14 protein-coding genes and 1 pseudogene are annotated in these 12,858 nt (G+C 56.8%); 12 read left to right on the forward strand and 3 right to left on the reverse strand.

Annotated features, from left to right (window positions below):
• The 6 genes and pseudogenes from ABC395_RS08345 to ABC395_RS08370 all read left to right on the forward strand — a co-directional run bounded on the left by ABC395_RS08345 (window position 1) and on the right by ABC395_RS08370 (window position 6,154).
• Window positions 1-1,071, forward strand: coding sequence for a M24 family metallopeptidase (locus tag ABC395_RS08345; RefSeq protein WP_413002206.1), 1,071 nt, complete (start codon window positions 1-3; stop codon window positions 1,069-1,071).
• A gap of 26 nt (window positions 1,072-1,097) precedes the next feature.
• Window positions 1,098-1,655 (forward strand): elongation factor P, encoded by a 558-nt coding sequence (gene efp / locus ABC395_RS08350; RefSeq protein WP_042228653.1) that lies wholly within the window; start codon window positions 1,098-1,100, stop codon window positions 1,653-1,655.
• A 225-nt stretch (window positions 1,656-1,880) separates the two neighbouring features.
• The gene (locus tag ABC395_RS08355) at window positions 1,881-2,912 is read left to right on the forward strand and encodes an ABC transporter substrate-binding protein (RefSeq protein WP_413002209.1); all 1,032 of its coding nucleotides are present in this window, start codon (window positions 1,881-1,883) and stop codon (window positions 2,910-2,912) included.
• 64 nt (window positions 2,913-2,976) lie between these two features.
• On the forward strand, window positions 2,977-3,900 hold the full coding sequence (locus ABC395_RS08360; RefSeq protein WP_413002210.1) for an ABC transporter permease: 924 nt from the start codon (window positions 2,977-2,979) through the stop codon (window positions 3,898-3,900).
• A pseudogene (locus tag ABC395_RS08365) lies at window positions 3,887-4,682 on the forward strand (ABC transporter ATP-binding protein). The gene ABC395_RS08360 and the pseudogene ABC395_RS08365 overlap by 14 nt, the downstream one beginning before the upstream one ends.
• Window positions 4,683-4,897: 215 nt before the next feature.
• Entirely contained in the window at window positions 4,898-6,154 is a 1,257-nt protein-coding gene (locus tag ABC395_RS08370) for an aspartate kinase (protein ID WP_413002212.1), read from the forward strand.
• A gap of 174 nt (window positions 6,155-6,328) precedes the next feature.
• Here ABC395_RS08370 and ABC395_RS08375 read toward each other — a convergent pair whose 3' ends face one another.
• The 3 genes from ABC395_RS08375 to comA form a co-directional block, all read right to left on the reverse strand.
• Window positions 6,329-6,793, reverse strand: coding sequence for a DUF441 domain-containing protein (locus ABC395_RS08375; protein ID WP_103995230.1), 465 nt, complete (start codon window positions 6,791-6,793; stop codon window positions 6,329-6,331).
• Window positions 6,794-7,083: 290 nt separating this feature from the next.
• Entirely contained in the window at window positions 7,084-7,821 is a 738-nt protein-coding gene (locus tag ABC395_RS08380; RefSeq protein WP_413002214.1) for a 2-phosphosulfolactate phosphatase, read from the reverse strand.
• Window positions 7,811-8,656 (reverse strand): phosphosulfolactate synthase, encoded by an 846-nt coding sequence (gene comA, locus ABC395_RS08385; RefSeq protein ID WP_413002216.1) that lies wholly within the window; start codon window positions 8,654-8,656, stop codon window positions 7,811-7,813. Before comA ends, ABC395_RS08380 begins: the two co-directional genes overlap by 11 nt.
• Window positions 8,657-8,802: 146 nt before the next feature.
• Between comA and ABC395_RS08390 the strand changes: the two genes are divergently transcribed.
• The 6 genes from ABC395_RS08390 to spoIIIAE all read left to right on the forward strand — a co-directional run bounded on the left by ABC395_RS08390 (window position 8,803) and on the right by spoIIIAE (window position 12,751).
• Window positions 8,803-9,069 carry a YqhV family protein gene (locus ABC395_RS08390; protein ID WP_413002217.1) on the forward strand — a complete coding sequence of 89 codons (267 nt, stop codon included), beginning with the start codon at window positions 8,803-8,805 and terminating at the stop codon, window positions 9,067-9,069.
• 68 nt (window positions 9,070-9,137) lie between these two features.
• A complete protein-coding gene (locus tag ABC395_RS08395; RefSeq protein WP_413002219.1) occupies window positions 9,138-10,352 on the forward strand; it encodes a stage III sporulation protein AA in 1,215 nt (404 codons plus the stop codon).
• Window positions 10,353-10,356: 4 nt separating this feature from the next.
• Window positions 10,357-10,878, forward strand: a complete 522-nt coding sequence (gene spoIIIAB, locus ABC395_RS08400; RefSeq protein ID WP_413002221.1) for a stage III sporulation protein SpoIIIAB — start codon at window positions 10,357-10,359, stop codon at window positions 10,876-10,878.
• 15 nt (window positions 10,879-10,893) lie between these two features.
• Window positions 10,894-11,097 carry a stage III sporulation protein AC gene (spoIIIAC, locus tag ABC395_RS08405; protein ID WP_009674926.1) on the forward strand — a complete coding sequence of 68 codons (204 nt, stop codon included), beginning with the start codon at window positions 10,894-10,896 and terminating at the stop codon, window positions 11,095-11,097.
• 10 nt (window positions 11,098-11,107) lie between these two features.
• Window positions 11,108-11,500, forward strand: coding sequence for a stage III sporulation protein AD (gene spoIIIAD / locus ABC395_RS08410; RefSeq protein ID WP_103995224.1), 393 nt, complete (start codon window positions 11,108-11,110; stop codon window positions 11,498-11,500).
• A 51-nt stretch (window positions 11,501-11,551) separates the two neighbouring features.
• Window positions 11,552-12,751: a stage III sporulation protein AE gene (gene spoIIIAE, locus ABC395_RS08415; protein WP_413002223.1), complete on the forward strand. Its 1,200-nt coding sequence runs from the start codon at window positions 11,552-11,554 to the stop codon at window positions 12,749-12,751.
• The last annotated feature ends 107 nt before the right edge of the window (window positions 12,752-12,858 follow it).

Raw genomic sequence — 12,858 nt, forward strand, 5'->3', positions numbered from 1 at the left:
ATGCAGGACAAGCGTCTGGAACGTCTTCGCCAGCAGTTGACCAAGCAGGGAATTCCTGCGGTACTCGTTACGAATGCCATCAACCGCAGATACCTGACGGGCTTTACGGGCAGCGCGGGCATCGTGCTGGTAACGGGCGGCAGAGCCGTCCTTATTACGGATTTCCGGTATATGGAGCAGGCTCCTAAAGAAGCCGCAGGTTACGAAGTTATCGACCATCAAGGTAAGATCGGCCGGACCATTCTGGATATTCTCGGCAAAGAGTCGATCAAGCAGCTCGGCTTTGAAGAAAATAACTTGACTTATTCCGCTTATTCCGGCTATACTGGCGATTTGCAAGGGGTTGAATTGATCCCGACCGGCGGTATTGTGGAGAAGCTCAGGATCGTCAAAGACGAGTCCGAGCTCAAAATCATGCAGGAAGCCGCAGATCTGGCGGACCGGACTTTTTCTTACATACTAACGAGATTGAGAACGGGCGTGACCGAAAAGCAGATCGCGCTGGAGATGGAAATTTTCATCCGGGAGAACGGAGGCACATCCTCCTCGTTCGATACGATCGTCGCTTCCGGCGAAAGATCGGCTCTTCCTCACGGTGTGGCGAGTGACCGGGTGCTTCAGCCCAACGAATTCGTCAAACTGGATTTCGGCGCCTTGTATAAAGGCTACTGCTCCGACATTACCCGCACGGTTGTGCTGGGTCAGCCTACGGACAGGCACAAGGAAATTTACGGCATTGTACTCGAAGCCCAGCTGAACTGTGTCGGCAGCTTGAAGCCCGGCATGACGGGAAGCGAAGGCGACGCGCTCTGCCGCGATATTATTGCCGGCTACGGGTACGGGGACAACTTCGGCCATAGTACGGGACACGGCCTCGGGATGGAAGTCCATGAGCAGCCGCGGCTTGCCAAAGGCTTTGCGGGCGTTCTTGAGCCCGGCATGGTCGTGACGGTGGAACCGGGCATTTATATCCCGGGATTCGGCGGCGTCCGCATCGAAGACGACGTTGTCATCGAGCAAAACGGTATCCGCCTGCTGACGCATTCCACGAAAGAGCTTATCACCATTTGATTTATTTCCAGGAGGGAACTTGAGACGTGATTTCAGTTAACGATTTCAAAACAGGCTTGACGATTGTAGTAGATAACGATTTATTTTCCGTAATCGATTTCCAGCACGTAAAACCGGGTAAAGGCGCCGCGTTCGTCCGCTCCAAGCTGAAGAACCTGCGCAACGGCAACGTGGTGGAAAAAACATTCCGCGCAGGCGAGAACGTGGGCCGCGCTCATATCGAAAACCGCGAAATGCAGTACCTGTATGCGAGCGGTTCCGAATACACGTTCATGGATACGGAAACTTACGACCAGATTTCCCTGGAAGAAGCGCAGCTGAAATGGGAGCTGAATTTCCTCAAAGAAAACATGAACATCCACATCATGAGCTACCAGGGAGAAATCCTCGGGATCAACCTTCCTAACAGCGTTGAGCTCAAAGTCGTTGAAACGGAGCCGGGCGTTAAAGGCAACACGGCTCAAGGCGCAACGAAGAACGCGAAAGTGGAAACCGGCTTGAACGTTCAAGTTCCGCTTTTCATCAACGAAAACGACGTCCTTCTGATCGATACGCGCGAAGGCAAATATATCTCCCGCGCCTAGTCTTACAGGCATGGCAAGCCCCTGATTCCCGTCAAGGAATCGGGGGCTTTTTGCGTTCCGGCGGAGAGAGGGAAAAGGGTTCAAAAAATATCGTTTCGGGAATGAAACGTTTTCATTGACGACTTTAGGCCAGCGGGTTATTATATCAATAACGCTTTACAGGTTTTATGCTTTCATGCAGTAAAACATTAATTCAACCGATGGTTAATTTAGGGGGAAAAACAGATGAAAATGAAACCGTTCGTTACGCTTTTACTGGCGGCTTCTTTGGTCACCGCCGCAGGCTGCGGCAAACAGGCGGCACCGGAAACTACCGGCGGGGCGGCCTCCGCGGCTCCTGAAGGCAAAAAAGTGAAAATCGGCATTATGCAGATCGTCGAGCATCCGTCTCTGGACGCCGCCCGTCAAGGATTTATCGCGGCCCTCAAAGACAACGGCTATGAAGACAAGAAAACGGCCGAGATCGATTACCAGAATGCGCAGAACGATATGAACAACAACACTTCGATCGCGCAAAAATTCGCGGCAGACAAAAAAGACTTAGTGCTGGGCATCGCGACACCGTCCGCGCTTGCTGCGGCGCAGACTGTCCAGGACGCGCCCGTCCTGTTCACGGCCGTGACGGATCCCGTCGACGCGAAGCTTGTCAAAAGCATCGAGAAGCCGGGCGGCAACGTGACGGGCACCTCGGATCTGGATCCCAAGGCCGTCGACCAGCTGACGGAGTTTGTGGGCAAGCAATTCCCGAACGTGAAGACGGTCGGAATCATAGCGAACGAAGGGGAGCGCAACTCGCAGGTGCAGGTGAAGCAGGCGACGGAAGCTTTCGCCAAGCATAACATCAAAGTCGTCAAAGCGTCGCCTTCCAACAGCTCCGAAGTGAAACAGGCGGCGGAATCGCTGATCGGCAAAGCCGACGCGCTGTACGTGCCGCTCGACAACACGGTCGTTTCGGCCTTGAACGCGGTGATCCAGGTAGCGGAGCAGGGCAAGAAGCCCCTGTTCGTAGGTGAGAACGATTCCGTTAAAGCCGGCGGTTTTGCGGGCTATGGTTCCAACTACTACGATTTGGGATATACGACAGGCCTTCAAGCCGTCGAAATTTTGAAAAACGGCAAAAAGCCTGCGGACATCCCGGTCGGATATCCGAAAAAGCTCGATCTGGCCATCAACATGAAAGCCGCTAAAAATATGGGCGTTGAAGTCACGGACGCAATGAAAGCGGAAGTGAAAGAAAAGGCCAACCTGTTTGAATAAGAAAAAATGGGGGCGGCTTCGGATTGCGAAGCCGCCTTATGATTGAACACGAAACGGAGTGAACATGATGACTATCGACTGGGGAGCGGTCGCGCAGGGATCGCTGGAGCAGGGGCTGCTTTATGCGATTATGGCGCTCGGCGTATACCTGACCTTCCGCATTTTGGATTTTCCCGATTTGACTGTGGACGGAAGTTTTACGACGGGAGCATCTATCGCGGCGATTATGATTACCAACGGGCTATCGCCTTTGCTCGCCACATTGGCGGCATTCGCGGGGGGAGCGGTTGCGGGGCTTATCACCGGTCTGCTGCATACAAAAGGCAAAATCAACGCCCTTCTATCCGGGATTCTCATGATGATCGCCCTGTATTCGATCAATCTGAGAATTATGGGCAAAGCGAACACCTCCTTGTTCGGAAGCGAGATTCTGATCAGCAAGGAATCGCTGCTGTATATCATGCCGATCATCGTAGTTGCCCTCAAACTCGCCTTGGACTGGTTTCTTCACACGGAGCTGGGACTTGCGCTGCGGGCCACGGGCGACAACAAGCGCATGATCCGGAGCTTCGGCGTCAATACCGATAACACGATTATTCTCGGGGTTTCCCTCTCGAACGGACTGGTGGCGTTATCCGGCGCGCTGGTCGCCCAATATCTCGGTTTTGCGGATATGCAGATGGGGGTAGGCATGATCGTCGTCGGCCTGGCTTCCGTCATTATCGGGGAGGCGCTTTTCGGGACGAAAACGATTTTCCGGGCCACCTTAGCCGTTGTGCTCGGTGCAATCGTCTACCGGTTCGTTGTGGCGATCGCGCTGCAGGTCGGTCTGGAATCGACGGACATGAAGCTGATGACCGCACTTATCGTCATCATCGCGTTAACGCTGCCGAAAATCCGGAGTTCTCTGAAACAGAAGGCGGTTATCCGAAAACGGAAAGCGCTACTTGCGGAGAAGAGCGGAGGTGTGGAACATGCTTCACATTGATCGCGCATCCAAAATATTCAACCCGGCAACCCCGGATGAAAAAGTCGCTCTTTCGGACATTCAGACTGCACCTCGCTCCCGGCGATTTCGTTACGGTCATCGGAAGCAACGGAGCCGGAAAATCGACGCTCATGAACGTCATTTCCGGCGTTATGCAGCCCGATTACGGCGTCGTCCGCATCGAAGGCAAAGATATCACGGCTCTCTCCGAGCACAAGCGCAGCCGCTGGATCGGCCGTGTTTTCCAGGACCCGATGGCAGGCACGGCGCCTACCATGACCATCCAGGAAAACCTCGCCATGGCGCTGGCACGTGCCGGCAGGCGCGGCTTCGGACTCGGCGTGACCAAGCAGAGGAAGCACGCGTTCAAGGAACACCTGGAGCGGCTCGGCATCGGTCTGGAAAACCGGCTGAACGCTAAGGTCGGTCTTCTCTCCGGAGGAGAGCGCCAGGCGCTCAGCCTGCTGATGGCCACTTTTACGCAGCCGAACATTCTTCTGCTGGATGAGCACACGGCGGCACTTGATCCGTCCCGTGCGGAGCTCATCACCCGGCTGACGAAACAAATCGTGGAGGAGTCGAAGCTCACGACGCTGATGGTGACGCACAACATGGAGCAGGCCATCCGGCTCGGCAACCGGCTGATCATGATGGATAAGGGCCGGATTATCCTCGACATTCCCGCGGCTTCGAAACAGGATCTGACCGTAGAGAAGCTGCTGCGGGAATTCGAAAAAATCCGCGGCGAGAAGTTCGTCGATGACCGGGTTGTATTGGGTTAATCCATCGGTCTGCCATTCAGGAAAGCGTGTCTGCGCCCGGACAACGGAGCGGGCAGGCTTTCTTCTTTTTCGAACAAATAAAACGTGATTTCCTTCAATTCTGCTGGGGATAAAGGGAAATGTCGGACCGTGTTGTTTTCTGCTCCCACAATTCCGAACGTTTATGCTATAATGATCTACAATTATTCATTTGCAAGCATAGGGAGTGAACAGGGTTGTCATTAATTGTGATGAAATTCGGCGGCAGCTCCGTTGGCGATGCCGAACGGATGAAACGCGTGGCCAAGCGGATCGTGGACCGCAAAAGAGAAGGACACCGCTGTGTCGTAGTCGTTTCCGCGATGGGCGACACGACGGACGATCTCATCGATTTGTCCAAGCAGTTGTATGACGGCACACCGCCGGCAAGAGAAATGGATATGCTGTTGACTACGGGAGAGCAGGTTTCGGTCTCGCTTTTATCGATGGCGATCCAAAATCTGGGCGAACCGGCCGTTTCCTACACCGGCTGGCAGAGCGGCATGATTACGGAAGACCTGCACGGCAAAGCCCGCATCACGGACATTCAGCCCCACCGGATTCACACGGCGCTTGAGAAAGACAACGTCGTGATTGTGGCGGGCTTCCAGGGCATGACCGAAGACGGTGAGATCACGACGCTCGGACGCGGCGGATCCGATACAACCGCTGTGGCACTGGCCGCGGCGATTCATGCCGATCTATGCGAAATTTACACAGACGTAGACGGGATCTACACAACCGACCCCCGTGTTGTCAAAAATGCGCGAAAATTGAAAGAAATCTCGTATGACGAGATGCTGGAGCTCGCCAATCTGGGAGCTGCGGTTCTGCACCCCCGTGCAGTGGAATATGCCAAAAATTATAATGTGGCGCTTGTCGTTCGTTCGAGTTTCACTCAAAACGAAGGCACGTATGTCAAGGAGGAAGCGGAGATGGAACAAGGAATCGTCGTAAGAGGCATCGCCTACGATAAAAATATCGCTAGAATCAGCATTCTGGGCGTACCGGACAAACCGGGCCAGCTGGCCAAAGTGTTTACATCCCTGGCGGCCGAACAGATTGACGTGGATATTATCGTACAAAGCGGCGTATTGAACGGCCTGGCCGATTTCTCCTTCTCCGTCTCGCTTTCCGACCGCGACAAGGCGCTTCAGACTATCGAAAACATCCGTGGAGAGATCGGTTTCCGCGAAGTGACTTCCGAAGGCGATCTGGTTAAAATCTCCATCGTCGGCGCCGGCATGGTCAGCACACCGGGAGTGGCAGCCAAAATGTTCGACGAGCTTTCGAAAATCGGCGTCAGCATTAACATGGTCTCCACGTCGGAAATCAAAATTTCCTGCGTGATCGACGGCAAGCTGCTGCCGGAAGCCGTGCAGGCTCTTCACACGGCTTACGGACTCGATGCGCAGGAGCAGGTATTCGTGGGCGGCCCGCAGGACAGACGTTAATTCGTCGTTCCGGTCAGGGAATCGTCCCGCAACGCGCGGCTTTTTAAACGAAAGCATGAAAACAACCAACAACCTAAATAAAACCGGCCCCGAAAGGCCGGCCAGGCGCTTAACTGTCCGAGGACAGTTAGGCGCTTTTTTTATTTCCAGGCTGCAATTCGTGGTGGCCGGAACTCAGGAGATGCGGTCGGCGACGAACGTGAATATTTTCAGCAGAACGGCTGTGATGCCTGCGGCCATCAAGGGACCGACGGGGATACCCCGCATAAAAATAATGCCGAAAATAGAACCGATCACGAGCCCGACGATCAACTGCGGATCGACCTTCAACAAATCGAGCCCTTTGCCGTTCATGTAAGTGGCGATTGCGCCTCCGGACAAAGCGAGAATACCGGGCCAAGTCGTAAACACCGTCAAGATATCCTTATACGAAATGCGTTCGCTTGCGAAAGGGACGAGCACGCCCATCGTCAGAAACAGCAATCCGAGCTCCAGCCCCCTTCGTTCGATGGCGGGCAGGTAGCGGTCGAGGCTGATCAGCTTGACGACGAGCAGGACACAAGCCGCCGTTGTAATAATAGGGGAGCGTCCGATCATGCCGACGATAATCAAAATAACGAGAAGCAGATCTCCGTTCATGGGAAAACTCCTTGTACCAGTCTCCCTTTATTGTATGAACGGGGACAGGTTTTAGAACGAGCTCTCCGGTACGGATACGGCTGGAATGCAAGCGGCGGTAAGCTATCGTTATGCCGGGCGTCAATCCGCTCGCCATGCGGAGGACAGCAGGCGGCAAGCGGCCGCACGGCAAGTCGTCAGGCGTCACCGGCCGGCATTACCGACCGCGTCACCAGCCGCCGTCACCGACCGCGTCACCGCCGCCATTACCGGCTCTGACATGGGCCCGGCACAGGCATCCCGTCCCGCATTCAGCGGGCAAGATGCTCCCTGGCGGGCGCGCAGGGGACGAGGACGCCGTCTTTCAGCAGCGGAACGACCTCCGAGACGTTCACGCGGGCGGCGAAAGCCGTGTCCGCTTCGCAGCCGATGGAAGCCAGCCTGCGGCCGCTGGCGCAGGCCGCAAGCGGCGCGGCGGGATCATCCGCGTGCCGCTCGTAGCAGGCCGCGAGGCTGCGGCCCAGATCGCAGACGTCCGCGCCGCCCGCGCAGAGCCGCTGGAGCGCGGAGACGATGAGCCCGGCGCAGAGGCCGTCCTCGAAGCAGAACGCGCCGGCCGTGCCCGCGCACACAATCGCGATGTCGCGCTTCCAATCGGCGGCCGCTCCGGCGCACGCTTCGCCGTTCAGCAGGGACGCCGCCACGATTTTATCCGCCGGAGCCGCTTTCTGCAGCGCCCGGGTGCCGTTGGTCGTGGTCAGCACGACCCGGCGGCCGCCGACGGCTTCCGGCGTATACTCCAGCGGCGAGTTGCCGAGGTCGAAGCCGGGAATGCGCCGGCAGCGGCGTTCTCCGCCGAGCACGTCCTCCTTCCCGCGCAGAAAGACGGCCTGCTGGACGGACTCGGCGGGAAGAACGCCGGAGCTGCCGCTTTCCAGCGCGGCAGTGATCGTCGTTGTCGCCCTCAGCACGTCGATGACGATAGCGGTCCGCCCGGCCAGCAGCTCGAATCGTACCTCGCCGAGGGTCGGGATGACATCAATCCGCATGGACTTCGGCGCCTTCTTCCCGTGCGCTTTTCCTGAGCTTTGCGCCGAAATGGAACGTGTCGGACCGCAGGCCGCGGCGCAGCGCCTCCAGAGCGATCACATCGGCCGGAGCGACATTGCCGAGGTGGACGTCAGGCCCCAGCAGTTCCAGCAAATGAATCTGCTGATTTTTGAGCGGAGCTTCCCAGAGGAGAATATCCGGGCTGGGTACCGAGCGGAGTACTCCGCTAAGCTCCTCGTCCTTGCAGGCGCCGTTCTCGTCGAAGATGCCGACCCCCACGCCTGATTCCCGGGCTTCGATCGTGACGAGCTCCGCGCCCATCTCCGCATCCCCGGTTACCGTAGCGACCAGCGCGTCCGCTTCTACCGAAGAACCCCAGCATTTTTTGCCGTACTCCGTCACCACTTTAAGCCCGGCTTCAATTCCCCGGACGATCAGCTCGCTGCGGAGACTCCGGTCCAGCTCGATTGTGCCGTCCGATATTTCGACACAAGTAAACCCTATAGCCGCGACCGTGTCGAAATAAGACGAAATAAGTCCTTCCTGGACCGCGACCTCCAGAAATGTGCCGCCCGGATAGATGTCGATCCCCAAAGCTTTCGCGCGTTCGATCTTGTGCCGGAGCAGTTCCCGCGGGTAGAGCGGGGAAGTGCCGAAGCCCAGCTTTATATAATCCACATGTTCTCCGGCGGCCTGCAGCAAATCGTCGTAAGCGTTCAGGCCGAGGCCTTTGTCCATTACCATCGTTTTCCCGAGCGTCCGGGGTTTTCTTTGCCGGCACCCTGTGGGATCGGCGAGAATCGGATGCCACTTTTTGCAAGAAGACTCTTCCATAACGTCCTCACCTCAGTACTTTCCGGTGGAGTAAATTTCGTAGTCATCTTATGCGGACGTTTCTGGGTAGGTGCCGGGTATGCCTAAAATCAGACAGGCCCGCATATGGTGAATCGAATGGCTTTGAAAAAGGAGAGGTGACGGCTGTGATCAATAAAATCGTGCTCAGTATGGCGTCCTTGCGTCTGCTGTCGGGATCGCTGGAAATTATAGCGGCGCTGCTGATGCTCCGCTTCAACCAGATCGAGAAAGCGCTCCTCGTCAATACGGGCCTAGCCATGGCGGGACCGCTGATTCTTCTGGCGACGACTACCGTGGGACTGGTCGGGATAGCGGAAAAACTTTCATTCGGCAAAATGCTGTGGGTGGTGGCCGGCGTGAGCTGCATTTTTATCGGCATCCTCAAAAAGTAAACCGACATATTCACTGCACCGGGACATACATATAAAGACAAAGGACAAGACATTCCGGAGGTGAGGCTGTGCTTGCGTCCGTATTCGCCCATCTGCCCGCTTCCATACGGGGGGTACTGGAATCCCTGCCTGAGCATCTGCGCGGGGGGCTGGAAGAAATCAGGATCCGTCAGGACCGTCCCCTGGAGATCGTATTTGACCGGAGCAGCGCGTTCGTTACGCGGGATGGTCTGCCGGACACCGAAGCCTCGCGGGCGTACAGGCCGTCCCGTGAAGAGTGCAAAACGCTGCTCGAGCTGTTGACCCGTCATTCCTTCTACTCTTTCGAGGAGGAGCTAAAGCGCGGTTATATCACGATTCCCGGCGGTCACCGGGTAGGGCTGGCCGGACGGGTCGTCCTCGAAGGGGGAAGCGTCAAACATATCCGTGATGTCAGCTCGTTTAACATCCGGATCGCGAGGGAACTACCCGGAGCCGGTAAACCGGTGCTCCCTCATCTGCTCGACCCGGAGTCGGGAAGCGTTCACCATACGCTTCTGATTTCGCCTCCCCAGCTGGGGAAAACGACGCTGATCCGCGATCTGGCGCGGATGATCAGCAGCGGGGAAGCAGACGGCGGCGAAGGCGGTCCCGGTTCCGGTTCCGGTGCCCCTCCCGGCGGCACTGGCGGCGGTTCCCGTGCCGGCACTGGCGGCGCCCCTGGCTTGCCGGGAGGAGCGGGAAACCCGCCTTCCGCTGCGGGATCCGGAGCGGGGAACCCGGATTTCGCCCGCCCGTGCGCCGCGCCGGAGGCTCCTCGGAGGAGCACGGGCTGGAAAGTCGGCATCGTCGACGAACGCTCCGAAATCGCCGCTTCCGAGCGCGGGGTGCCGCGATTCGACCTGGGGCCGCGCACCGATGTGCTGGACGCCTGCCCGAAAGCGGAGGGCATGATGATGATGATCCGCTCGATGTCTCCGGAGGTGCTGATCGTGGACGAGATCGGACGCTATGAAGATGCCGAGGCTATCCGCGAGGCCCTTCATGCGGGAATCCGGGTCATCGCCACGGCACACGGCCGGGACCTGGACGATGTCAAGCGCAGACCCGCCCTCGGAGGGCTCTTGGAAGGCGGAGTTTTCGGCCGCTATGTGATTCTCGGCCGCTCGGCAGCGGGCGGGCGCCTCGTGCACGTGCTGGACGGGGAAGGCCGCCAGCTTGCCGTCTTCGGCGCTTACCGTGCTCCGGCCGCGGAGAAATCAGGCGGCTGGAACACGATATTTTCAACCGGCGGAAGGGGATAAAGCGATGTGGATCAAACTTGCGGGAGCCGCTCTCGTGCTGGGAGCCGGGGCGGGTTTCGGATTCGCCAAAGCGAGAAGATACCGGAGACGGCCGCAGCAGATCCGGGAAGTGATTCAGGCGCTCCAGCGGCTGGAAACCGAGATCGTCTACGGCTCGACGCCGCTGCCCGATGCGATCGCAACGCTGAGCGGGCAGACGCGGGCGCCTCTGGCGGGCGTGTTCCGCGAGGTGGCGGACCGCCTGTCGGAGCCGCAAGACGACACGCTGAGCGCCATCTGGCGCGACGCTGTGCAGCACGGCTGGCGGAACTCCGCGATGAAACCGGCCGAGCTGCAGGTCGTCCTCCGGCTCGGGCAGACGCTCGGGGCCAGCGACCGTACCGATCAGGCCAAGCATCTCCGCCTGTCGGTTCTTCAGCTCCAGGCCGAAGAGACGACGGCGGCGGAAGAGCAGAAGCGCTACGAAGCGATGTGGAAGAGCCTGGGCGTCCTGGTGGGAGCCCTGATCGTTATTTTGATGTATTAAAGTGGGGTGCCGAGCATGAACGTAGATGTAAACGCCATTTTTCAGATCGCCGGGATCGGGATTATTATCGCCATGATCCATACGGTGCTGAAGCAGATGGGGAAAGAAGACATGGCCCATTGGGTAACGGTCATCGGTTTCGTCGTCGTGCTGTTTATGGTGGTCAGGCTGCTCGATAATTTGTTCCAGGAAATCAAAACCATCTTTTTGTTCCAGTAGGAGGGATGACGTGGAGATTATTCAAATCGTCGGACTCGGCCTGATCGCCACAGTCCTCATCCTCATTATCAAGGAACAGAAGCCGATGTTCGCTTTCCTGCTGGCGGCGTTTACGGGCATCCTGATTTTTCTTTTTCTGGTCGGCAAAATCGCTTCGGTTATCGAAGTGCTTCATAATCTGGCGCAGCAGTCCGGCGTCAACATGGTGTTTTTGAAAACGATCCTCAAAATCATCGGCATCGCGTACATAGCGGAATTCGGTGCGCAGATCGTAAGGGATGCGGGGCAGGAATCGATCGCTTCGAAAATCGAGCTTTCCGGCAAGATTCTCATTATGGTCATGGCCATTCCGATTATCACCGTTATTATCGAAACCGTGATTAAACTGTTTCCGGCCGCCTGAACAACCGGACAAGCCTGAACGGGAGTTGGACCGGATAGGGAGTGGAGAGCATTGGCGCAGCAGATGCCGCAAAGGACATGGACAACACTTGTCTTATTCGTCGCACTATTTTTAGGCTTTCTCAGCCACACGGGGGCGCAGAATCTGAATCCCGTAAACCCGATCGATACGCTTGTCAAAGAACAGACGAACCAGCTCGATACGGCGTCTGTCGAGAAGTTCTGGGACAAGCTTATGAAAGATTACGGGGGCTATTTTCCCGAAAACCGGCCGCCGAGCTTTTCCGATCTCATCACCGGGACCAAAGCGTTCGATTTCTCCAACCTGTGGAAAGGGGCGCTGAAATATCTTTTTCACGAGATCGTGGTTAATGGAAAGCTGCTCGTGTCGATTGTGATTCTTACCGTATTCAGCATGCTGCTGGAGACGCTGCAAAGCTCGTTTGAACGCAACAATGTCAGCAAGGTGGCTTTTGTCGTGTCTTATCTGGTGCTCCTGATTATAGCCGTGAACAGCTTTCAGGTGGCTATCGAGTATGCCAACGGCGCGATTTCGTCCATGATTCAGTTTATGATCGCCCTCATGCCCCTTCTGCTGTCCCTGCTCGCTTCTTCCGGGGGGATCACGTCGGTGGCCATTTTGCATCCCCTGATCGTGTTCATGATCCATACCATCGGTACGGTCATCTATGTATTCGTATTTCCGCTGCTGTTCTTCTCGGCTGTTCTCCATATCGTCAGTTCCATGACGGACAAATATAAAGTGACCCAACTGGCAAAACTCCTCCAGAAAATCGCCATCGGCACGCTCGGGGTGTTCGTGACCGTGTTTCTGGGCGTCATTTCCGTTCAGGGGAGCATGGGAGCCGTAACCGACGGCGTGACGCTGCGGACCGCGAAATATATTGCGGGCAATTTTATCCCAATTGTCGGCAGACTGTTCTCGGACGCGACGGAGACGGTGCTGGGAGCCTCGCTGCTTGTGAAAAATGCGGTCGGCCTGACCGGAGTCGTCATTGTGATACTGCTCTGCGCGTTTCCGGCGATCAAAATTTTGGTGCTGGCCTTGATCTACCACATTAGTGCGGCGGTCATGCAGCCTCTGGGCGACAGCCCCATCATCGCCTGCCTGTCCACGATCGGCAAGAGCATGGTGTATGTGTTCGCCGCCTTGTCGGCCGTCGGCCTCATGTTCTTCCTTGCCCTTACGATTATGATAACGGCCGGGAATATCGCGGTGATGGTGCGGTAAACCGGAAGAAGCCGTAAGCTTCCGTCAAAATTTTGGCATATCCCGAAACGATGGCGAATATATACAAGCATAGGCGAACAAGCTCAAACAACCTGGGGACTGCCGGA

The organism is Paenibacillus canaveralius, from assembly GCF_047238265.1.
Lineage (GTDB): Bacteria > Bacillota > Bacilli > Paenibacillales > NBRC-103111 > Paenibacillus_F.